The sequence below is a fragment of the Streptomyces albidochromogenes genome, from assembly GCF_005981925.1.
Classification (GTDB): domain Bacteria; phylum Actinomycetota; class Actinomycetes; order Streptomycetales; family Streptomycetaceae; genus Streptomyces; species Streptomyces albidochromogenes.
This window is the reverse complement of the sequence record NZ_VBVX01000021.1, coordinates 17,269-38,240: the sequence shown is the minus strand read 5'-3', so window position 1 is coordinate 38,240 and position 20,972 is coordinate 17,269. Positions and strand designations below refer to the sequence as shown.

The following is a 20,972-nucleotide window of genomic DNA, read 5'->3' as shown; positions in this document are numbered from 1 at the left end:
CCGCCGCGCCGCCCCGCGCGCCCTGGCCGCCGCCCTCGTGGCCGCGGCGGTCGCCGTGCTGCCCGCCCCGGCCGCGTACGCCGACAGCATCCGCGCCCAGCAGTGGGCGCTCGACGCACTCCACACCGACGAGGCGTGGCGCACGACCAAGGGCGAGGGCGTCACCGTCGCCGTACTCGACACCGGCGTGGACGGCAGCCACCCCGACCTGGAAGGCCGGGTGCTGGAGGGCAAGGACCTCATAGGTTTCGGCGCGGGCAAGGGGGACCGCGCCTGGGCCCGCCACGGCACCGCCATGGCCGGGATCATCGCAGGCCACGGCAGCGGTCCCGGCCGCTCGGACGGCGTCGTCGGCATCGCGCCCGAGGCGAAGATCCTCCCGGTCCGGGTGATCCTCGAAGGCGGCGACCCGGCCCGCAAGCGGGCCCGCAGCACCCGGGGCAACGCACTGGCCCAGGGCATCCGCTGGGCCGCCGACCACGGCGCCGACGTCATCAACCTCTCCCTCGGCGACGACAGCAAGTCCGCCCACCCCGAGCCCGCCGAGGACGCCGCCGTCCAGTACGCCCTGGCCAAGGGCGCCGTCGTCGTCGCCTCCGCCGGCAACAGCGGCGAGGAGGGCGACCACATCTCGTACCCCGCCGCCTACCCCGGCGTGATCGCGGTGGCCGCCGTCGACAGCTCCGGCACCCACGCGTCCTTCTCCACCAGCCGCTGGTACGCGACCGTCAGCGCCCCCGGCGTCGACGTGATCATCGCCGACCCGGACCGCCGCTACTACGAGGGCTGGGGCACCAGCGCCGCCTCCGCCTTCGTCTCCGGAGCAGCCGCCCTCGTCCGCGCGGCGCACCCCGACCTCACCCCCGCCCAGATCAAGAAGCTCCTGGCGGACACCGCCCGCAACGCACCCGAGGGCGGCCGCGACGACGCTCGCGGCTACGGCTTCGTCGACCCCGCCGCCGCCCTGGAGGCCGCCGCCGGGCTCCGCCCCGCGCGTCTGCGGCCCGCCTCGGCCCCGCACGGCGAGAAGTACTTCGGCGCGGGCCCCGACCCGGTGCGCGAGGCCGACGGACCGGCGGGCTGGTTCGCGCCCGCCGCCGGCGGCGTCGGCGCGCTCCTACTGGCCGGCGCGGTGGCCCTGTGGCGCACCAGCCGGCCGACGGCCTCCCGCCACTTCCACTGACGTCCGCTCCACCACCGCGATCCCCGCCTCCTTCGTGGCGTGCCCCTCGGACAGGACGGCGATCAGCAGCGCCCGCCCGTCCGGCGCCCGCACCCGCCCCACGCTGTGCACGACCCACAGGCCGGTGGCGTCGCGCGTCATCCAGCCGTTCTTCAGCGCGGCGCCCCGGCCGGCGGCCGACACACCCCAGTCCTGCCCCGGCACGACCTGCCCCATCAGGGTCCTGAGGTACGCACGGGAGTGCGCGTCCAGCACGCCGGGCCCACCCGCGTCCCCGTCGCCGAACACCGCCCGCAGCAACGCCACCTGATCCCTCGCCGCCGTCCGCGTACGCCCCCAGGCCCGGTCCGCCGACGTCTCGGTCAGACCGAGCCGCGCGTGCGCCGCGTCCAGCCCCGCCGGGCCGCCGATAGCCGCCCACAGCGCCGACGCGGCGTCGTTGTCACTGCGCCGGATCATGGCCTCGGCGCACGCCCGCTCCACCGGACCCGGCCGCCGCCCCCGGTCCTGAGCCCGCAGCAGCAGCGCCGCGAGGATGCCGACCTTCACGACGCTCGCGGCAGGGAAGCGCCCCTCCCCGTACACGAGGGTCTCCGGGCCCCCGCACGGGCGGACGGCGGCCGACACGACGCACGAGACATCCACAGCCGGGGCGGTGCCCACCGGACCCGTGCACAAACCCCCGCCGCCCGGCGGATAGTCTCGTGACGTGGCGCTCAAGAACATCCCGGACCCCGGTTTCTCCGAAGACGACGGCACCGCCGACCCGCGGCTCACCGCGGCGCTCGCCGCCTGGGCCGAGGACCCGGCGGCCGAGCCGCAGGTGCTCGCGGCGCTGGCCGGCGCCCGGCTCCTGGTCCCCGTCGTCGCCGTGCTCGGCGAGGCCGAGACCGACGAAGAGACCGGTCTGCGGCGCGAGAAGACCAGCGACATGGCCGTGCCCACCCTCCAGGCGGGCGAGCGCCGCGCCCTGCCCGCCTTCACCTCCACCGCGTCCCTGGCCCGCTGGAACCCGGAGGCGCGCCCCGTCGCCGTACCCCTGCACCAGGCGCTCCAGGCCGTCGCCCACGAGCGGGCCGACACGCTGGTCCTGGACCTGGCGGGCCCGGTGCCCTACCAGCTGACCGGGTCCGCGCTGCTCGCCGCCGCCGAGGGCCGCACCAGCGCCGTGCCGCTCGACGACCCGGCGGTCACCGAGGCGGTACGGGCCGCTGTCGCCGCGGAGTCCGCCGTGCTGCGCGCCCACCTCGGCCCGGGCAGCGCCGACGGCACCCTGGCGCTGGTCCTCGCCCCCGGCGCCGTACCGGCCGACGCGGTCCGCCGCGTGGCCGGGGCCCTGGCCGCCGACGAAACGCTGAGGGCCCGCCTGGTGCGCGGCCTCGACCTGGCACTGCTGCCGGCCGGTGCCACGCCTCCCGGCGAGCCCCTGTTCGTACGCGGATAGGAACGGTCGGTCAGCCGTACACCGGGCCCGTGTACTTCTCGCCCGGACCCTGGCCGACCTCGTCCGGCACCGCCGACGCCTCGCGGAACGCCAGCTGCAGCGACTTCAGCCCGTCGCGCAGCGGCGCCGCGTGGAAGGAGCTGATCTCGGTCGCGCTGGCGTCCAGCAGGCCGGCCAGCGCGTGCACCAGCTTGCGGGCCTCGTCGAGGTCCTTGTGCTCGTCGCCGTCCTCGGTGAGGCCGAGCTTCACGGCGGCGGCGCTCATCAGGTTGACCGCCACCGTAACGATCACCTCGACTGCCGGGACTTCCGCGATGTCGCGCGTCATGGCGTCGAAGTCGGGAGATTCATTGGGGGAGGTCGCGTCACTCATGAGGCACACGATATGCCCCCGCCCGGCACGGCCTCCGGCCCGACCGGGGTCGCCGCTCCCCGGCGGAGCTGCTAACCTTGTGTAACGACCGGCCGGACACCTGTGTGCCCGGCCCACAAGTGGAGGCTCCGATCTCCCACCTGGCTGTCCTCACGGACGGCGGGTCACCGGTCAAGCGGTCCCCATCGTTCCGTACGGACGATGGAGCGCCGCTCGATGTGCGCCCCGCGGTTGATGCGCGGTGGTGCTCCGGTATTTCCAGGAGCCCCGCCTGTGTTCCCGTCCGGGGCATTTTTCATGGCTCCCTGAGGTTGGTCTCACGAAACAGACGTTACGCGGCTGTCTGCCAGACAGTCGTGTGGTGCTACTGAGGAGGATCCATCAGCGCTGAGCCCCGCATTAACGACCGGATTCGCGTTCCCGAGGTGCGACTCGTCGGACCCAGCGGCGAGCAGGTCGGCATTGTGCCCCTTGCGAAGGCCCTGGAGCTTGCGCAGGAGTACGACCTCGACCTGGTCGAGGTCGCGGCGACCGCCCGTCCGCCCGTGTGCAAGCTCATGGACTACGGGAAGTTCAAGTACGAGTCGGCCATGAAGGCCCGTGAGGCGCGCAAGAACCAGGCGCACACGGTCATCAAGGAAATGAAGCTCCGGCCGAAGATCGACCCGCACGACTATGACACCAAGAAGGGTCATGTCGTCAGGTTCCTCAAGCAGGGCGACAAGGTCAAGATCACGATCATGTTCCGTGGTCGTGAGCAGTCCCGCCCCGAGCTCGGCTTCCGACTGCTTCAGCGTCTGGCTTCGGACGTCGAGGACCTTGGCTTCATCGAGTCGAATCCCAAGCAGGACGGCCGGAACATGATCATGGTTCTCGGCCCGCACAAGAAGAAGACCGAGGCCATGGCCGAGGCACGCGAGGCCCAGGCGGCCCGCAAGGCCGAACGCCAGGGCAGCGCGACCGACGACGCCGTGCAGGCGGAGTCGGCGGACGAGGTCGCCGAGGCTCCGGCCGAGGCGCAGTCCGAGACCCCTTCCGAAGCGTGATCCGCGGGGCTGCCATCCAGGCGGCCCCGGGTTCGGCCAGGAAGCCCCAGCCCCATACAACTGACTGACGCTCCCGCTCTCCGGCACACCCGCCGGGGGAGCGCCACTGACGAGGAGAGAACGGCGCTATGCCGAAGAACAAGACGCACAGCGGTGCCAGCAAGCGCTTCAAGATCACCGGCTCCGGCAAGGTCATGCGCGAGAAGGCCGGCAAGCGCCACCTCCTGGAGCACAAGTCCTCCAAGAAGACCCGCTCGCTGACCGGCGCTGTCGTGGTGTCCCCGGCGGACGCCCCGAAGATCAAGAAGCTTCTCGGCAAGTGACGTCGCGGCTCCGGGCGACCGGAGCCCCTCGTCGGACCGACCGAGACCAAAACGTTTCCGGGCCGTGTGAGTTCAACCGCGGCCCCGCTACAAGGAGTTAACAAGTGGCACGCGTCAAGCGGGCAGTCAACGCCCACAAGAAGCGCCGGGCAATCCTCGAGGCGGCCAAGGGCTACCGCGGTCAGCGTTCGCGCCTGTACCGCAAGGCCAAGGAGCAGGTCACCCACTCCCTGGTCTACAACTACAACGACCGCAAGAAGCGCAAGGGCGACTTCCGTCAGCTGTGGATCCAGCGCATCAACGCCGCTGCCCGCCAGAACGGCATGACGTACAACCGCCTCATCCAGGGTCTGAAGGCCGCCAACATCGAGGTGGACCGCAAGATCCTGGCCGAGCTCGCGGTCAACGACGCCAACGCGTTCGCCGCGCTCGTCGAGGTCGCCCAGAAGGCGCTCCCGAGCGACGTCAACGCCCCGAAGACCGCCGCCTGATTCCAGGCAGCACCTTCTTCGTCCACCGGACCCGCAGGCGTTCGCCGCCTGCGGGTCCGGTGCGTCGTACCGGACGTGCACGACCCCTTCCGTACGCAGAGATACGCAGAGAAGTGAGCCGCCGACCATGGGCACCCCCGAGCTGATCTCCCCGCGATCCCCGCGCGTCACCGCCGCCAAGCGGCTGGCCAAGCGGAGCTTCCGCGGCAAGGAGCGCCGGTTCATCGCCGAGGGGCCGCAGGCCGTGCGCGAGGCGGTCGAGCACCGCAGCGACGGCGTGCCGACGCTGATCGAGCTGTTCGCCACCGCCGAGGCCGCCGAGCGGTACGACGACATCGTCTCCGCCGCCCGCGCCGCCGGCGCCCGCGTGCACCTGGCGCCCGACGAGGTGCTCGCCGAGGTGTCCCAGACCGTCACCCCGCAGGGCATCGTCGGTGTCTGCCGCTTCCTCGACTCGCCCTTCGAGGAGATCCTCGCGGCGAAGCCCCGGCTCGTCGCCGTCCTGGCGCACGTCCGCGACCCCGGGAACGCCGGTACGGTGCTGCGCTGCGCGGACGCCGCCGGAGCCGACGCGGTGGTCCTCACCGACGCCTCCGTCGACCTCTACAACCCCAAGTCGGTCCGCGCCTCGGTCGGCTCGCTCTTCCACCTGCCGGTCGCCGTGGGCGTCCCCGTCGAGCAGGCCGTCAGCGGGCTGAAGAGCGCCGGCGTACGCATCCTGGCGGCCGACGGCGCCGGTGACGACGACCTCGACGACGAGCTCGACGCCGGCACCATGGGCGGGCCCTCCGCCTGGGTCTTCGGCAACGAGGCCTGGGGCCTGCCGGAGGAGACCCGGGCGCTCGCCGACGCCGTGGTGCGCGTCCCGATCCACGGAAAGGCCGAAAGCCTCAACCTCGCCACGGCCGCCGCCGTGTGCCTGTACGCCTCCGCTCGTGCGCAGCGCGCTTCCGGAGGGTGCCGCAGCGTCACCTCCAGCTAGTAGGGTGGCGGGCTCGGGGGCCTCCCCCGGGCTCTCGGCCTCTGTCCCGCGCTCCCGGCTTCGCCGGCGCGGGGAGGGACCCCTTGAGCAGGGAGGACCCCCTCCGCCATTCGGAAGAGGTGGGATACGGGGATGGCTGTCGGCACGAGCGGTCCGTCCGGGGCGAGCGAGGCTTTACCGCGTCCGTACGCGGAGCTTCCGCACGCCGAGCGGCCGTACGCGGAGGACGGACAGGGGATCGACCCCGACGACCTCCCCGACGGCCTCGTCGTCGCGGACGAGAGCGGCCGCGTCGTCTGCTTCAACGCCGCCGCCGCGCGGATCACCGCCACCCCCAGGGAAGCCGCCCTCGGCCGGCCCCTGGAGACCGCGCTGCCCCTGGAGGACCTGGAGGGCCGGCGCTGGTGGAGCCTGACCGACCCGTACGGCGGACTCGCCATCCGCGCCGGGCAGCCCGAGCGCAACCTGCTGCTGCCCGGCGGCCGCGAGGTGCTGGTCTCCGCGCGGTACGTACGGCGCGAGCCGACCGGGCCCGTGCGGCGGGTCGTCGTCTCGCTGCGCGGCACCGAGGCCAGGCGCCGCACCGAGCGCAGCCACGCCGAGCTCATAGCCACCGTCGCGCACGAGCTGCGGTCCCCGCTGACGTCGGTCAAGGGGTTCACGGCGACGCTCCTCGCCAAGTGGGAGCGCTTCACCGACGACCAGAAGAAGCTGATGCTGGAGACCGTCGACGCGGACGCCGGCCGGATCACCCGGCTGATCGCCGAGCTGCTCGACATCTCGCGCATCGACTCCGGGCGGCTGGAGGTGCGCCGGCAGCCCGTGGACCTGCCCACGGCCGTCGGCCGGCACGTCCAGGCGCACATCTCCAACGGCCAGCCCCCGGACCGCTTCCTGGTCCGCGTCCACCAGCCGCTGCCCGATTGCTGGGCAGACCCGGACAAGATCGACCAGGTGCTCGGCAACCTGCTGGAAAATGCGGTGCGGCACGGCGAGGGAACGGTCACCATCGAGGTGGGCGCAGCCCCGCTCAAGACCGCCGACCACGCAGCGAAGGGAACAGCCGTGACCGTGAGTGACGAAGGCGCCGGCATTCCCGAGGAGTCGATGGGGCGCGTCTTCACCCGCTTCTGGCGCGGCAGCAAACGCGGCGGCACCGGCCTGGGGCTGTACATCGTCAAGGGCATCGTCGAGGCGCACGGCGGCTCGATCACCGTCGGCCGCGGGCCCGGCGGCGGCGCCGAGTTCCGATTTATCCTGCCCGTCGGCGCTCCGGCCTATCTCGCCTGAGCGGCCCACGGGCTTCTTCACCCCTCGCGGCCTTTAGACTCGACCTTTGGCACCTTTGCGTCCTCAGTCGTCGAGCGGGGGCCACGCCACCAGCCAATCGGAAGTACGGGAAGAGATGTCCGCACCCAATAAGTCGTACGACCCTGTTGAGGTCGAGGCGCTGAAACCGGAAGAGATCGAGCGCATGCGGGACGAGGCGCTCGCCGCCTTCGACGCCGCGGCGGATCTCGACGCGCTCACCCACGCGAAGACCGCGCACACCGGCCCCACCTCGCCGCTCTCGCTCGCCAACCGTGAGATCGGCGCCCTGCCGCCGGCCGCCAAGGCCGAGGCGGGCAAGCGCGTGGGCATGGCCCGCGGCGCCGTGAACAAGGCCCTCGCCGCCCGCCTGGCCGCCCTGGAGGCGGAGCGGGACGAGCGCGTGCTGGTCGAGGAGGCGGTGGACGTCACCCTTCCGTACGACCGCGTCCCGGCCGGAGCGCGGCACCCGCTGACCACGCTGATGGAGCGCGTCGCCGACGTCTTCGTCGCCATGGGCTACGAGGTCGCCGAGGGACCCGAGGTCGAGGCGGAGTGGTTCAACTTCGACGCCCTCAACTTCGTCCCGGACCACCCGGCGCGCCAGATGCAGGACACCTTCTTCGTCCAGGGCGCGGACGGGTCGAAGTCCGACGAGTCCGGCGTCGTCCTGCGCACGCACACCTCTCCCGTCCAGGCCCGCGCGCTGCTCGACCGCGAGCCGCCCGTGTACGTCGTGTGCCCCGGCCGCGTCTACCGCACGGACGAGCTCGACGCCACGCACACCCCGGTCTTCCACCAGATCGAGCTGCTCGCCGTCGACGAGGGCCTCACGATGGCCGACCTCAAGGGCACCCTCGACCACATGGTCCAGGCGCTCTTCGGCGAGGGCATGAAGACGCGGCTGCGCCCGAACTACTTCCCGTTCACCGAGCCGTCGGCCGAGATGGACATGGTCTGCTACGTCTGCCGCGGCGAGTCCGTCGGCAACCCGGACCGTCCCTGCCGCACCTGCGGCAGCGAGGGCTGGATCGAGCTGGGCGGCTGCGGCATGGTCAACCCGAAGGTGCTCACCGCCTGCGGCGTCGACCCCGCGAAGTACAGCGGATTCGCCTTCGGGTTCGGCATCGAGCGGATGCTCATGTTCCGCCACAACGTAGAAGACATGCGAGACATGGTCGAGGGTGACGTCCGGTTCACTCGGCCCTTCGGGATGGAGATCTGATGCGGGTCCCGCTTTCCTGGCTGCGGGAGTACGTCGATCTCCCCGCCACCGAGACCGGCCGTGACGTGCAGGCCAAGCTCGTGTCCGCAGGCCTGGAGGTCGAGACGGTCGAGCAGCTCGGCGCCGGCCTCAAGGGCCCCCTGGTCGTCGGCAAGGTCCTCACCATCGAGGAGCTGACCGAGTTCAAGAAGCCGATCCGCTTCTGCACCGTCGACGTCGGCACGGCCAACGGCACCGGCGAGCCGCAGGAGATCGTCTGCGGCGCCCGCAACTTCGCCGTCGGCGACAAGGTCGTCGTGGTCCTGCCCGGCGCGGTCCTGCCCGGCGACTTCGCGATCGCCGCGCGCAAGACGTACGGCAAGACCTCGCACGGCATGATCTGCTCCGGCGACGAGCTGGGCATGGGCGACGACGGCAGCGACGGCATCATCGTGCTGCCGCCCGAGCACGAGGTGGGCACCGACGCCATCGAGCTGCTCGAACTCGTCGACGAGGTCCTCGACATCGCCGTCACACCCGACCGCGGCTACTGCCTGTCGATGCGCGGCGTCGCCCGCGAGGTCGCCACCGCGTACGGGCTGCCGCTGCGGGACCCGGCGCTGCTCGACGTGCCCGCGCCCAACTCGTACGGCTACCTCGTGAAGATCGCCGACCCCCGGGGCTGCGACCGCTTCACCGCGCGTACGGTCGTGGGGCTCGACCCCGAGGCCCGCTCCCCGATCTGGCTGCGCCGCCGGCTGCAGAAGGCCGGGATGCGTCCGATCTCCCTCGCCGTCGACGTCACCAACTACGTGATGCTGGAGCTCGGTCAGCCGCTGCACGCGTACGACCGGTCCCGCGTCGACGGGCCGATCGGTGTGCGCCGCGCCGAGCAGGGCGAGAAGTTCACGACGCTCGACGGCACCAAGCGGGTCCTGGACGCCGAGGACCTGGTGATCACCGACAACCGCGGCCCGATCGGGCTCGCGGGCGTCATGGGCGGCGCCAACACCGAGATCGCGGACTCCGTGACCGACCCGGAGACAGGTGCGGTCAGGGGCACCACCGAGGTCGTCATCGAGGCGGCGCACTTCGACGCGCTCTCCGTCGCCCGCACCGCGCGCCGGCACAAGCTCTCCTCCGAGGCGTCCAAGCGCTTCGAGCGCGGCACCGACCCGCAGGCCGCCTCCGCGGCGGCCCAGCGGACCGTCGACCTGCTGGTGCTGCTCGCGGGCGGCACCGCCGAGGCGGGTGTCACGGAGGTCATCGCGCCCTCCGCGCCCCGCACGATCTCCATGCCGGCCGACCACCCCGACCGGGTGGCCGGTGTCGGCTACGGCCGGGAGACCGTCGTACGCCGCCTCCAGGAGGTCGGCTGCGACGTGTACGGGCAGGACGAGCTGGTCGTGACCGTGCCGTCCTGGCGCCCCGACCTGGCCTTCCCGAACGACCTGGCCGAAGAGGTCATCCGGCTGGAGGGGTACGAGAACCTCCCGTCCACCCTCCCGACACCGCCCTCGGGCCGCGGGCTCACCGAGCGGCAGCGGCTGCACCGCCGCGTCGGGCGCGCCCTGGCCGGGGCGGGTTACGTCGAGGCGCTGAACTACCCGTTCATCGGCGACGCCGTCCTCGACCAGCTGGGCCTGGACGCCGACGACGCCCGCCGCCGTACGGTCAAGCTGGTCAACCCGATCTCCGACGAGGAGCCGGCGCTGCGCACCACGCTGCTGCCCGGCCTCCTCGGCGCGCTGCGCCGCAACGACGGCCGCGGCTCGCACGACCTGGCGCTCTTCGAGACCGGGCTGGTCTTCAGGCCGACCGGTGACGAGCACCAGGCCGTGCGGCTGCCTGTCGACCGGCGTCCGACCGACGAGGAGATCGCCGGTCTCGACGCCACTCTGCCGCGCCAGCCGCGCCGCGCCGCCGTCGTACTCGCGGGCGCCCGCGAGCAGACCGGCTGGTGGGGCAAGGGCCGCCCGGGCACCTGGGCGGACGCGATCGAGGCGGCCCGTGCGCTCGCCCGCGAGGCCGGCGCCGAGCTCGTCGTCCGGGGCGACCGGCACGCGCCGTGGCACCCCGGCCGCTGCGCCGCGCTGTACGTCACGGTGAACGGCGAGGAGACCCTCGCCGGGCACGCCGGTGAGCTGCACCCGCGCGTCATCAAGGCCCTGCACCTGCCGGAGCGCACCTGCGCCATGGAGGTCGAGATCGACGTCCTGGAGCAGGCGGGCGCCGGCGCCCTGCGGGCCCCGCGGATCTCCACCTTCCCGGTGGCGACCCAGGACGTCGCGCTCGTCGTTTCCGCCGACGTCGCCTCGGCGGACGTCGAGGCGGCGCTGCGGGAGGGCGCCGGTGAACTCCTCGAATCGCTGCGGCTGTTCGACGTGTTCACGGGCGAGCAGCTCGGCGAGGGCAAGAAGTCGCTCGCCTACGCGCTGCGGTTCCGCGCCGCCGACCGCACGCTGACCGTCGAGGAGGCCACGGCCGCCCGCGACGCCGCCGTGGCGCTCGCGGGCGAGCGCACGGGCGCGGTGCTGCGCGGGGCGTGACGCTCCGGTGAAGCGGCAGGAGCGGTAGTACTGAGGGGCGTGTCCGGAGTCACGGACACGCCCCTCACTCATTCGGGTGAGAAGTGGGGGCGAGGTACGCAAACAGGACGGACGGTCGACACAATCATTCCGGCCGACGAGGGCCAGCGTCGTACAGGCAGCGTGGTACAGGGCCAGGGCCTAGGGGGGCCGTCGGGATGATCCGTACAACAACCTGGCGGGGTGTGCGGCGCGGGTGCGCTCCGCACGCGCGGCGCGCCCTGGTCTTCGGGCTCCCCGCCGTCTGGCTCGTCGCCGCGACCGTCTGGGAGCTGGCCTGCCCGTTCGACTCGCACGACGGGATGGCCCCGCGCTTCGTGACCTGCGCGGCCTTCCTGGCGCTGGTCGCCTACCTGCTGACGAGTGTACGGCTGGGCCCCGTGCGGGAGTTGCGCCGCACCCGCGAGATCGCGCGCGCCGCCCAGCAGGTGCTGCTGCGGCCGCTGCCGCCCCGGCTGGACGGGCTCGCGCTCGCCGCGGGGCAGCTCTCGGCGAGCCGGGGGGCGACGGTCGGCGGCGACCTGTACGAGGCGGTGGCCACCGTGCACGGGGTGCGGGTGGTCATCGGCGACGTACGGGGGCACGGGCTCGCCGCTATCGGGGCGGTGGCGGCGCTGCTCGGCAGCTTCCGGGAGGCCGCGCACGACGAGGCCGAACTGGCGGGCGTCATGCGGAAGCTGGAGCGGGCGCTGCGGCGCCACCTGCGCGAGAGGGCGCGCTCCGAGCACCCGTCGGTGAGCGGCACCGACCCGGACCACCCCCTGGCCGAGGAGTTCGTCACCGTACTCCTGCTGGAAATCCATGAGGACGGCGAGGTCCTGGCGCTCAACTGCGGCCATCCGTGGCCCTACCGGCTGCTCAGGACCGCCGAGCCGGTCGCGGGCGGGGACGTGCTGCCGCCGCTCGGCCTGTTCCCGCTGCCGGACGGCCTGGCCGCCCGCCGGTGCACGCGCCTGCCGCCCGGCGAGGCGCTCGTCCTGCACACCGACGGGGCGGAGGACGCGAGGAACGCCGCCGGGGAGTTCTTCTGCCTGCGGCGCGCCCTCACCCAGGCCGCGGCGCTGGGCTCGCCGGTCTCACCGGCCGTGGTGGTGCAGCGCGTGCACACGGCGCTGCTGCGGCACACCGGCGGGCGGCCGGCCGACGACGTCGCGCTGCTCGTCCTGCGCAACGACCGCAGCCGCGTGCCGGCGCAGCCCGGGGATCAGGGGCTGCGCCGCTCGCGCGCGGAATCCTCCCATCGGTGACCGGCCGTCGCTCCGGACCCACTGGTACGGCTCCGTCCGCCCTGCCGCGGAGTGTCGGGCAGACCGGCAGGGCGGACGGAACGGGATCGGGCCGCCGCACTGTACGAGGGGGAGCCGGCGGCCCGGCCGCCTCCTGGGAGGCAAACCGAAGTCAATCGGACACGGGCGTACGGCGGGAGAGCACGCGGGGCCCGAGCGCGGGCACTTGGTTCACACCCCGTGTGAACGAGGCTCCATTACGCTGACTCCACCGAGTCACCGGAGAGGCCCATGCAGCCGAATACCCTGCTCGACGCCCTGCTCGACGAAGCGGGCATCTCCAACGCCGGCCTCGCCGCCCATGTGAACCAGGCGGGCAGTGCGCGAGGTCTGGCGCTGAGGTACGAACACACCGCCGTGGCGCGCTGGTTGAAGGGCCAGCGCCCGCGCGGCCAGGTGCCCGACCTGATCTGCGAGGTCCTCGCGGCCCGGCTGCACCGGCCGATAACACTGGACGACATCGGGTTCGGCGTGCCGGGCGAGGCGGCGATGCCGCACGGCTCCCCGCTGACCGGCTTCGTGGAGCGGGCGACCGCGCTGTGGCGCTCGGACGAGCAGCAGCGGCCGCACATCCTCGGCGCCCCGGCGGTCACCGGGACGCCTGCGGTGATGCCCGTGTGGGAGTGGGAGAACCCGCCGGAGGACGCCGACGTCTCCCGCAAGGGCCAGACGCGCGTCAGCGTCGCGGACATACAGATGCTGCGGGCCGCCCGGGCGCACTACGAGCTGATGTACCGCAAGGCCGGGGGCGTGGCCACCCGGGCCCGCGTCGTGGGCTTCCTCAACGCCGAGACCGCCCCGCTGCTGCGCGGCAGTTACTCCAACGCGATGGGCCGCCACCTGCACCGCGCGACGGGCGGCCTGGTGGCGGTGGCGGGGATCTGCGCGTACGACTCGGACGCCCAGGGCCTCGCCCAGCGGTACTTCCACCAGGCCCTGCGGCTCGCGAAGGCCAGCGGCGACCGGGGGCTGGGCGCGTACATCATCGCGCTGCTCGTCAACCAGTCGCTGTTCATGGCCGAGTACCGGCAGGCCGTGGCCTTCGCGGAGGCGGCCCTGCGCACGGCGGGCAGCCAGATCACCCCGGCGCTCGCCGCCGACCTGCACGCGATGCAGGCCAAGGCGTACGCGCACCTCGGCGACAGCAAGAACGCCCTGTGCTGCATCCGGCGTGCGGAGTCCGAGGCGGAGTCCATCAGACCGGGCAGCGAACCGGACGAGACGGGCTACGTCCAGCCGGGCCTGGTGAACGTGCAGGTGGCCGAGGCGCTGCTCAGCCTGGGCGACCTCCCGGCGGCCCGCGAGCACGCGGACGCGGCGGTCGGCACGCCGGCGCACGACCGGGGCCGGGTGCACCGGCTCGCGATGCTCACCCACATCGAGCTGCGGCAGGGCAAGGCCGACCGGGCGGTGGAGTTCGCCACGGAGATGGCGCAGCGCGCCCAGGGGATGGAGTCGCAGCGGTTGCGCGACCGGTTGCGGGCGGTGCGCGAGCATCTGGTGGGGAGCGGGTGCCCTGGTGCGGAAGAGGCGGCCGAACTGATCGACGGGGCGCTGCGCGTTCCCCTCTGACCGTCCTCCTGCTGCGATGTTGCCATCTACTTGTCGGAAGGTGGCAGAACAGTGCAGTGGACGAACTTAAGCGAACAGACTGTGTACAAGAATCGCTGGTTCCGGATCAACCTCGCGGATGTCGAACTCCCCGACGGCCGGCACCTCGACCACTTCGTCATACGGCTGCGCCCGGTGGCCGTGGCCACGGTCGTCAACGAGGCCAACGAGGTGCTGATGCTCTGGAGGCACCGCTTCATCACAGACAGCTGGGGCTGGGAGCTGGCCGCGGGAGTCGTCGAGGACGGCGAGGACGTCGCGACCGCGGCGGCCCGCGAGATGGAGGAGGAGACCGGCTGGCGGCCCGGGCCGCTGCGCCACCTCCTCACCGTCGAGCCGTCCAACGGCCTCACCGACGCCCGGCACCACCTCTACTGGGCGGACGAGGCGACGTACACCGGACATCCCAAGGACGACTTCGAGTCCTCACGGCGCGAATGGGTTCCGCTGAAACTGGTCCCCGACATGGTGGCCCGGGGCGAGGTCCCGGCCGCCAACATGGCGGCCGGGCTGCTGATGCTGCATCACATGCGCCTCGGCTAGCGGCGCGCGTCCCTAGCGGCCGAGGGCCTGCCAGACGGTCACCGCCAGCGCTCCGGCGGAGGTGAGCGCCGAAACGGTGGGCAGCGGCCAGCGGTTGTGCTCCAGGGCCGTCACCCGCGCGGCCAGGCCGGCCAGATCGCCGTCGGCCTGGTCGTCCCGGTGGGCCAGCAGTGCCAGCTGCCCGTCGATCCTGGTGAGCCCCACGTCGAGGCAGCGACGTAACTCGGCGTACTCCTCGACGACCACGGTCTGATCGGTGTCGATACTCACGGTCCGCTCCTTCTCTCGGCAGGGCCGTCCGGCGGCCCTGTGCATGTGCCACAGAGCCAACTCGCCCTGTGGCCACGGCGGGAGCGTGTGTGCGGGGCATATGCGGGTACGCCCCGCACACTCCGTGCGAATCGCGGCTCGGTACGGCTCAGGAGTACGGGTAGAAACCGGATCCCGTCTTGCGTCCCAGCCGGCCCGCGTCCACCATCCGCTGGAGCAGCGGGGGAGCGGCGTACAGCGGCTCCTTGTACTCGTCGTACATCGAGTCGGCGACCGAGGCGACCGTGTCCAGGCCGATCAGGTCCGCGAGCTTGAGCGGGCCCATCGGGTGGGCGCAGCCCATCTCCATGCCGTTGTCGATGTCCTCGCGGCTCGCGATGCCGGACTCGAACATCCGGATCGCCGAGAGGAGGTAGGGGATGAGGAGCGCGTTGACCACGAAGCCCGAGCGGTCCTGGGCGCGGATCGCGTGCTTGCCGAGCACGTTCTGCACCACGCCCTCGGCGCGCTTGATGGTCTCCTCGGAGGTGGTCAGCGCCGGGATCAGCTCGACGAGCTTCTGCACCGGGGCCGGGTTGAAGAAGTGGATGCCGATGACCTGGTCCGGGCGGGAGGTCGCGACGGCCAGCTTCACCAGCGGGATCGAGGAGGTGTTGGAGGCGAGGATCGCGTCCGGGCGGGTCACCACCTGGTCGAGGACCTGGAAGATCTCCGTCTTGATCGACTCGTTCTCGACGACGGCCTCGATGACGAGGTCGCGGTCGGCGAACTCGCCGAGGTCGGTCGTGAAGCTGAGGCGGGCGAGCGTCTCGTCGCGCTCCTCAGCCGTGATCTTGCCGCGCTCGGCGGCCTTCGAGAGGGAGTTGTAGAGCCGGGTGCGGCCGATCTCCAGGGCCTCGCCCGTGGTCTCGGCGACCTTCACCTCGAGGCCGCTGCGGGCACACACCTCGGCGATGCCCGCGCCCATCTGGCCGCAGCCCACCACTCCGACGCGCTGCACATCCGCCATGGAGTCCGTCACATCGTGCCTTTCGCTGATCAACAGTTCGGCAGGCATCCGGCCGTACCGGTGCCCGCCTCGGCCCCCGACGTTACTCCGGACCTACGTGTGCGTGAGGGGCCGGGGCGGGCATGCTCTGCGGATACGACGGGACGTATGCACCTAGTAAGGGGCGACATATGGGTCACATCGGTCGAAGAGGGTTGTTGGCGGCGGCCGGAGCGCTGTCCGTGCTGGCGGTCACCGGGGACGCGGCGACGGCCTCGCCCGTGCGGCGCGGGAAGGCGAAGCGCGAGCTGCGCGGGATGTGGCTGGCGAGCGTGGCCAACCGCGACTGGCCGTCCAGGCCCGGGCTGAGCGCCGACGAGCAGAAGGCCCAGCTGCTGGCCCACCTCGACACGGCGGTACGGCGCAGGCTGAACGCCGTGGTCTTCCAGGTCCGGCCGACCGCCGACGCGCTGTGGCCCTCGCCGTACGAGCCCTGGTCGCAGTACCTCACCGGCGTACAGGGCAGGGACCCGGGCTGGGACCCGCTGGGGACGGCGGTGGAGGAGGCGCACCGGCGCGGTCTGGAGCTGCACGCGTGGTTCAACCCGTACCGCGTGGCCAATCACACGGACCCCTCGCGGCTGGTGGAGTCGCATCCGGCGCGCGTCCATCCGGACTGGGTGCTGCCGTACGGCGGAAAGCTCTACTACAACCCGGGGCTGCCGGAGGTCAGGAGCTTCGTCCAGGACGCCATGCTCGACGCCGTTGAGCGCTACGCCGTCGACGCCGTGCACTGGGACGACTACTTCTACCCGTACCCGGTGGCCGGCCAGGTCTTCGACGACGACGAGGCGTTCGCGCGCCACGGCGGCGGGTTCCCGGACAGGGCCGCGTGGCGGCGCGACAACACCGACCGGCTGGTCAGTGAGACGGCGCAGCGGATCAGGGCGGTCAGGAAGAACGGCAAGAAGGTCCGCTTCGGGATCAGCCCCTTCGGAGTGTGGCGCAACGCCGCGACCGACCCGCTCGGCTCACCGACGCGGGCGGGTGTGCAGACGTACGACGATCTCCACGCCGACACCCGCAAGTGGGTGCGGGAGGGCTGGATCGACTACATCGTGCCGCAGCTGTACTGGAACATCGGCTTCGAGGCCGCCGACTACGCCAAGCTGGTGCCGTGGTGGGCCCGGACGGTGCGCGGCACGGGCGTCGACCTGTACGTCGGCGAGGCGCTCTACAAGGCAGGCGACCCCGCCCAGCCCGCCGCCTGGCAGGACCCCGCCGAGCTCTCGCGCCATCTGACCTTCGCCGAGGACTTCCCCCAGGTGCGGGGCCATGTCTTCTTCTCGGCGAAGGAGGTCGCGGCCGACCGCGTCGGGGCGATGGACCGGGTGGTGGCGGACCACTACCCGGACCGGGTGCGGCCACCCGCCTGACCGGCCGGGGCTACTGCGACGTACCGCCGTGCGCGGTGTGCCGTACGACGGAGTCGGGACCCGGCGAGACCAACGCCTCGTGCCCGTCGTCGAAACGGACCCGGTACGGCGGGTTGCCCTCGGACCCCAGCACCTCGACGATCTTCGCGACCTTGTCCTCGTGACCCACGGTCCTGCCGTGCACCAGCAGCTGGTCGCCCTCGCTCGCTTGCATCGGGAGTGCCCTTCTCGAGGCGGACTCTGGGTAGTGCTTCAGGTAGTGCCAGTCTATGACCGGCGGCGCGAGATGGCGCTGCGCTGTGCGGCCGTTCAGGTCCGGACGCGCTGGGTGACCGCGATGCAGACGAGTACGCCGACGGCCGCGAGCGGCGCCGCGGGGGAGAGGTGCTCGCCGAGCAGGGAGACCGACCACACCAGGGTCAGCAGCGGCTGCGCCAGCTGGATCTGGCTGGCCCTGGAGACCCCGATCTCGGCCATGCCCCGGTACCAGGCGACGAGCCCGAGGAACTGCGAGCCGATCGCGACCCACAGCAGGCCGGCGACGCTGTGCGCCGTGAAGCGCACCGGCTCGAACGTGAGCGCCACGGCCGCCGCCGGGACGGCGAGCGGCAGGCACAGCACGAGCGCCCATCCGATGACCTGCCAGCCGGGCATCTCGCGCGCCAGCCTGCCGCCCTCGGTGTAGCCGGCCGCGCAGACCAGCAGGGCGCCGAAGAGGAAGAGGTCGCCGGTGGACAGCGCGCCGCCGCTCTCCCGCACCGTGAAGGCGATCACCACGGCGGCGCCGGCCAGCGCCGCCGCCCAGAACGCCCGCGACGGCCGGGCCCCGGTGCGCAGCGCCGAGAGGGCGGCGGTGGTCAGCGGCAGCAGGCCGACGACCACGGCGGCGTGCGAGGTGGTGGAGGTCCGCAGGGCGAGCGTGGTCAGCATCGGGAAGCCGAGGACCACACCGCCGCCGACCACGGCGAGCCCGGCCCAGTGGCGGCGGGCGGGGACCGGTATGCGCAGGACGAGCAGGGCCGCGCCCGCGACGAGCGCGGCGAGCACGCTGCGTACGGCCACGAGCGACCAGGGGCCGAAGCCTTCGAGGCCCCAGGCGGTGGCCGGGAAGGTCAGCGAGAAGGCGGTGACGCCCAAGGCGGCGAGGAGGGTCCCGCTGCGGGCCGAGCCGGTCCGTGCCGGGGTCGCGGAGCCGGTGCCGCCGCCGCTGACCGCTACTGTCGACGTGTGAGTAGCGCTATTCTGTGCTGTCATGCACGAGCGTAGCAGCGTTGCCGAACTGGCCGAATCGATAAAGCGGGAGCTCGACCGCTACTCGCCGGGTGGAAAGCTCCCGTCCAGCCGGGCCCTGGTCGAGCGGTACCGGGTGAGCCCCGTGACGGTCACCCGCGCCCTCGCCCAGCTCGCCGCCGAGGGCCTGGTCGTCACCCGCCCCGGCGCGGGCGCCTTCCGGGCGCGGCCCCGCGCGGACGAGGAGGCACCCGGCGACACCTCCTGGCAGGAGGTCGCGCTGAGCGCCGACGGCGCCACCGAGCTCGTGCCGCGCTCGGTCGACGCCTCGGGCGTGCTGGTCACACTGGCCGCCCCGCCGCCCGGCGTCATCGAGTTCAACAGCGGCTACCTGCACGCCGCCCTCCAGCCCGAGCGGGCCATGGCCGCCGCCCTCGCCCGGGCCGGCCGCCGCCCCGGCGCCTGGGGCCGGCCGCCCACGGACGGCGTCCCGGAACTGCGCGAGTGGTTCGCCCGGGGCATCGGCGGCGCCATCACGGCCGCCGAAGTGCTCATCGCCGCCGGCGGCCAGAGCGCCCTGACGACCGCGCTGCGCGCCCTGGCGCCGCCCGGTGCGCCGGTGCTGGTCGAGTCGCCGACGTACCCCGGCATGCTGGCCATCGCCCGGGCGGCGGGACTGCGCCCGGTGCCGGTGCCGGTGGACTCGGACGGCGTACGCCCCGAACTGCTCGCCGCGGCCTTCAAGGCGACCGGTGCGCGCGTCTTCGTCTGCCAGCCGCTGTTCCAGAACCCGACCGGCGCGGTGCTCAGTGCCGAGCGCCGCCCCGAAGTGCTGCGCATCGCCCGCGCGGCCGGGGCCTTCGTCGTCGAGGACGACTTCGTACGGCGGCTGGTCCACGACGACGCGGGGCCGCTGCCCCGGCCGCTCGCCACGGACGACCGCGACGGCGTCGTCGTGCACGTCTGCTCCCTCACCAAGGCGACCTCGCCCAGCTTCCGGGTGTGCGCCCTGGCGGCCCGGGGACCGGTGCTGGAGCGGCTGCGGGCCATCCAGGTGGTCGAGAGCTTCTTCGTGCCCCGGCCGCTCCAGGAGGCCGCCGTGGAACTGGTCGGCTCCCCGGCGTGGCCGCGCCATCTGCGGACCGTCTCGGGGGAGTTGCGCTCCCGCCGGGACACCATGGCCGCCGCCCTGCGCCTCGGCCTGCCCGAGCTGGCCCTGCCGCACATCCCGGCGGGCGGTTACCACCTGTGGCTGCGGCTGCCCGACGGGGCGGACGAGAACGCGGTGGTCTCGGCGGCGCTGCGGGCCGGCGTCGCGATCGCGCCCGGCCGCCCGTACTTCAGCGCCGAACCGACCGCCGGACACGTCCGCCTGAGCTTCGCCGGGGTGGCCGGGCCGGCGGAGATCACCGAGGGCGTACGCCGGCTGCGCGACGCGTGCGCGGGGCTGCTGGGAGGCGGCGCGCAGGCCCCGCGCGGCGCCTGAGGCCAGAGCGGGCGGTCAGCGCCTCACCGCGCGCAGCACCACGAACTTCGGGTCGCTCGCGACCAGTTCGCTGTTGCCGAAGATCCGGCGCAGCAGCACGTGGTAGCCGAGGTGCCGGTTGCCGACCACCCACAGCTCGCCGCCCTCCCGCAACGCGTCCCGCGCCCCGGCGAACATGCGGCGCGCCGTCGCGTCCGTGGTCGCCTGGTGGCTGTGGAACGGCGGATTGTTCAGTACGAGGTCCACCGTCCCCGCCGGTACGCCCGACAGGCCGTCGCCCACCAGGAACTCCGCCTTCCGGTCCGCCCCCGCGTTCGCCCGGAACGTGGCCCGCGCGGACGCGACCGCCTGGAACGACTCGTCGGTGAACAGGACCTCCGCCTCGGGATTGTCGAGCGCCGCCGCCGTGCCGACCACGCCGTTGCCGCAGCCCAGGTCCACGACCCGCTCGGGGCCCTCGCGCCTGGGCAGGTGCCCCAGGAAGAACCGCGTACCGATGTCCAGGCGCTCGGCGCAGAAGACGCCCGCGTGGTTGGTGACGGTGAGACCGGACGCCGTACCGACGTCCTCGGGCAGGTCGTAGGTGTACGGCCACGGGTCGCCGCCCCGGGGGAGCGCCGGGTCCGGCGTACAGAAGATCAGCCGTGCCTTGCGGACCGCGAGCGACGTCCGGGTGGGGCCGATGATCCGTTCGAACAGCCGCAGGGTCGAGGTGTGGATCTCCTTGACCATCCCGGTGCCGACGACGACGGTGCCCGCGTGGACGTGCGGAGCGAGCCGGTGCAGCTGGTCCTCCAGCAGCGCGAGGCTCTTGGGGACGCGGACCAGCAGGACGTCGATCCGCTCCGGCGGCGGCTCCCGGGTGGAGAGCAGCCGTACCGAGGACGCGTCGGCCCCGTTGCGCTCCAGGTTCAGCCGGGTCGCCCGCTGAGTGAGGAACGAGTCGCTGATCTGCGTCGGGCGGTGGTCGGCGAGCGCGGTGGCCAGGGCGCCCCAGCGGTCGCCGACCACGACGACGGTCCCGGACAGGTCCACGGGGGGAGCGTCGGCCGTGCCCTCGAGGTGCCGCAGCAGGTACGCGTCGGCCGCGTCCCAGGCGCGGAGCCTGTCGCGGGGGTCCTCGGGGAAGCGAACGAGGTCGTACTCGCCCTGTGACGTCGTCAAATGGTTCATTGTGCCC

General features: G+C 73.0%; 21 protein-coding genes. 14 read left to right on the top strand and 7 right to left on the bottom strand.

Going from position 1 to position 20,972, the window contains the following annotated elements; genetic code table 11:
* Positions 1 to 22: 22 nt before the first annotated feature.
* Positions 23 to 1,183 (top strand): type VII secretion-associated serine protease mycosin, encoded by a 1,161-nt coding sequence (mycP, locus tag E2E34_RS05110; protein WP_138900700.1) that lies wholly within the window; start codon positions 23 to 25, stop codon positions 1,181 to 1,183.
* Here mycP and E2E34_RS05105 read toward each other — a convergent pair.
* Positions 1,118 to 1,768 (bottom strand): serine hydrolase, encoded by a 651-nt coding sequence (locus E2E34_RS05105; RefSeq protein WP_341870210.1) that lies wholly within the window; start codon positions 1,766 to 1,768, stop codon positions 1,118 to 1,120. The genes mycP and E2E34_RS05105 overlap by 66 nt on opposite strands.
* A 124-nt stretch (positions 1,769 to 1,892) precedes the next feature.
* On the opposite strand from E2E34_RS05105, the gene E2E34_RS05100 reads away from it, so the two are divergent.
* Complete coding sequence (locus tag E2E34_RS05100; protein ID WP_138900697.1) at positions 1,893 to 2,627, top strand: SseB family protein; 735 nt, start codon at positions 1,893 to 1,895, stop codon at positions 2,625 to 2,627.
* Between the two features lie 10 nt (positions 2,628 to 2,637).
* On the opposite strand, the gene E2E34_RS05095 is transcribed toward E2E34_RS05100, so the two are convergent.
* Complete coding sequence (locus E2E34_RS05095) at positions 2,638 to 3,000, bottom strand: DUF1844 domain-containing protein (RefSeq protein WP_138898716.1); 363 nt, start codon at positions 2,998 to 3,000, stop codon at positions 2,638 to 2,640.
* Positions 3,001 to 3,380: 380 nt separating this feature from the next.
* On the opposite strand from E2E34_RS05095, the gene infC reads away from it, so the two are divergent.
* From infC to E2E34_RS05045, 10 genes are all read left to right on the top strand, one after another.
* Positions 3,381 to 4,046 carry a translation initiation factor IF-3 gene (gene infC / locus E2E34_RS05090; RefSeq protein ID WP_244315519.1) on the top strand — a complete coding sequence of 222 codons (666 nt, stop codon included), beginning with the start codon at positions 3,381 to 3,383 and terminating at the stop codon, positions 4,044 to 4,046.
* A gap of 128 nt (positions 4,047 to 4,174) precedes the next feature.
* Positions 4,175 to 4,369, top strand: a complete 195-nt coding sequence (gene rpmI / locus E2E34_RS05085; RefSeq protein ID WP_138898715.1) for a 50S ribosomal protein L35 — start codon at positions 4,175 to 4,177, stop codon at positions 4,367 to 4,369.
* Positions 4,370 to 4,473: 104 nt separating this feature from the next.
* Positions 4,474 to 4,860 (top strand): 50S ribosomal protein L20, encoded by a 387-nt coding sequence (gene rplT / locus E2E34_RS05080; RefSeq protein ID WP_028815427.1) that lies wholly within the window; start codon positions 4,474 to 4,476, stop codon positions 4,858 to 4,860.
* Positions 4,861 to 4,987: 127 nt separating this feature from the next.
* The gene (locus E2E34_RS05075) at positions 4,988 to 5,842 is read left to right on the top strand and encodes a TrmH family RNA methyltransferase (protein WP_138900696.1); all 855 of its coding nucleotides are present in this window, start codon (positions 4,988 to 4,990) and stop codon (positions 5,840 to 5,842) included.
* A 132-nt stretch (positions 5,843 to 5,974) separates the two neighbouring features.
* Positions 5,975 to 7,132 carry a sensor histidine kinase gene (locus E2E34_RS05070; protein ID WP_138900695.1) on the top strand — a complete coding sequence of 386 codons (1,158 nt, stop codon included), beginning with the start codon at positions 5,975 to 5,977 and terminating at the stop codon, positions 7,130 to 7,132.
* 115 nt (positions 7,133 to 7,247) lie between these two features.
* The gene (gene pheS / locus E2E34_RS05065; RefSeq protein ID WP_138900694.1) at positions 7,248 to 8,375 is read left to right on the top strand and encodes a phenylalanine--tRNA ligase subunit alpha; all 1,128 of its coding nucleotides are present in this window, start codon (positions 7,248 to 7,250) and stop codon (positions 8,373 to 8,375) included.
* Complete coding sequence (gene pheT / locus E2E34_RS05060) at positions 8,375 to 10,903, top strand: phenylalanine--tRNA ligase subunit beta (RefSeq protein WP_138900693.1); 2,529 nt, start codon at positions 8,375 to 8,377, stop codon at positions 10,901 to 10,903. The genes pheS and pheT overlap by 1 nt, the downstream gene beginning before the upstream one ends.
* Before the next feature lie 197 nt (positions 10,904 to 11,100).
* Complete coding sequence (locus E2E34_RS05055; RefSeq protein ID WP_138900692.1) at positions 11,101 to 12,189, top strand: PP2C family protein-serine/threonine phosphatase; 1,089 nt, start codon at positions 11,101 to 11,103, stop codon at positions 12,187 to 12,189.
* Positions 12,190 to 12,459: 270 nt separating this feature from the next.
* The gene (locus E2E34_RS05050) at positions 12,460 to 13,800 is read left to right on the top strand and encodes a tetratricopeptide repeat protein (RefSeq protein WP_138900691.1); all 1,341 of its coding nucleotides are present in this window, start codon (positions 12,460 to 12,462) and stop codon (positions 13,798 to 13,800) included.
* Positions 13,801 to 13,851: 51 nt separating this feature from the next.
* A complete protein-coding gene (locus tag E2E34_RS05045; RefSeq protein WP_138900690.1) occupies positions 13,852 to 14,382 on the top strand; it encodes an NUDIX hydrolase in 531 nt (176 codons plus the stop codon).
* Positions 14,383 to 14,394: 12 nt separating this feature from the next.
* Here E2E34_RS05045 and E2E34_RS05040 read toward each other — a convergent pair whose 3' ends face one another.
* Positions 14,395 to 14,652, bottom strand: coding sequence for a hypothetical protein (locus E2E34_RS05040; protein WP_138900689.1), 258 nt, complete (start codon positions 14,650 to 14,652; stop codon positions 14,395 to 14,397).
* Positions 14,653 to 14,800: 148 nt separating this feature from the next.
* Positions 14,801 to 15,661 carry a 3-hydroxybutyryl-CoA dehydrogenase gene (locus E2E34_RS05035; RefSeq protein ID WP_138900688.1) on the bottom strand — a complete coding sequence of 287 codons (861 nt, stop codon included), beginning with the start codon at positions 15,659 to 15,661 and terminating at the stop codon, positions 14,801 to 14,803.
* Between the two features lie 170 nt (positions 15,662 to 15,831).
* Here E2E34_RS05035 and E2E34_RS05030 point away from each other — a divergent pair, with 170 nt between their 5' ends.
* Complete coding sequence (locus E2E34_RS05030) at positions 15,832 to 17,076, top strand: glycoside hydrolase family 10-like protein (protein WP_138900687.1); 1,245 nt, start codon at positions 15,832 to 15,834, stop codon at positions 17,074 to 17,076.
* A gap of 10 nt (positions 17,077 to 17,086) precedes the next feature.
* Here the strand turns inward: E2E34_RS05030 and E2E34_RS05025 are convergent, their stop codons facing one another.
* Together E2E34_RS05025 and E2E34_RS05020 are read right to left on the bottom strand one after the other, a co-directional pair.
* Positions 17,087 to 17,290 (bottom strand): DUF1918 domain-containing protein, encoded by a 204-nt coding sequence (locus E2E34_RS05025; RefSeq protein WP_138900686.1) that lies wholly within the window; start codon positions 17,288 to 17,290, stop codon positions 17,087 to 17,089.
* A 95-nt stretch (positions 17,291 to 17,385) separates the two neighbouring features.
* Positions 17,386 to 18,330 (bottom strand): DMT family transporter, encoded by a 945-nt coding sequence (locus E2E34_RS05020; RefSeq protein ID WP_138900685.1) that lies wholly within the window; start codon positions 18,328 to 18,330, stop codon positions 17,386 to 17,388.
* Between E2E34_RS05020 and E2E34_RS05015 the strand changes: the two genes are divergently transcribed.
* Positions 18,329 to 19,792: an aminotransferase-like domain-containing protein gene (locus E2E34_RS05015; RefSeq protein WP_138900684.1), complete on the top strand. Its 1,464-nt coding sequence runs from the start codon at positions 18,329 to 18,331 to the stop codon at positions 19,790 to 19,792. The two genes, E2E34_RS05020 and E2E34_RS05015, sit on opposite strands and share 2 nt — an antisense overlap.
* A 15-nt stretch (positions 19,793 to 19,807) precedes the next feature.
* On the opposite strand, the gene E2E34_RS05010 is transcribed toward E2E34_RS05015, so the two are convergent.
* A complete protein-coding gene (locus E2E34_RS05010) occupies positions 19,808 to 20,965 on the bottom strand; it encodes a methyltransferase (RefSeq protein ID WP_138900683.1) in 1,158 nt (385 codons plus the stop codon).
* Positions 20,966 to 20,972 lie beyond the last annotated feature (7 nt).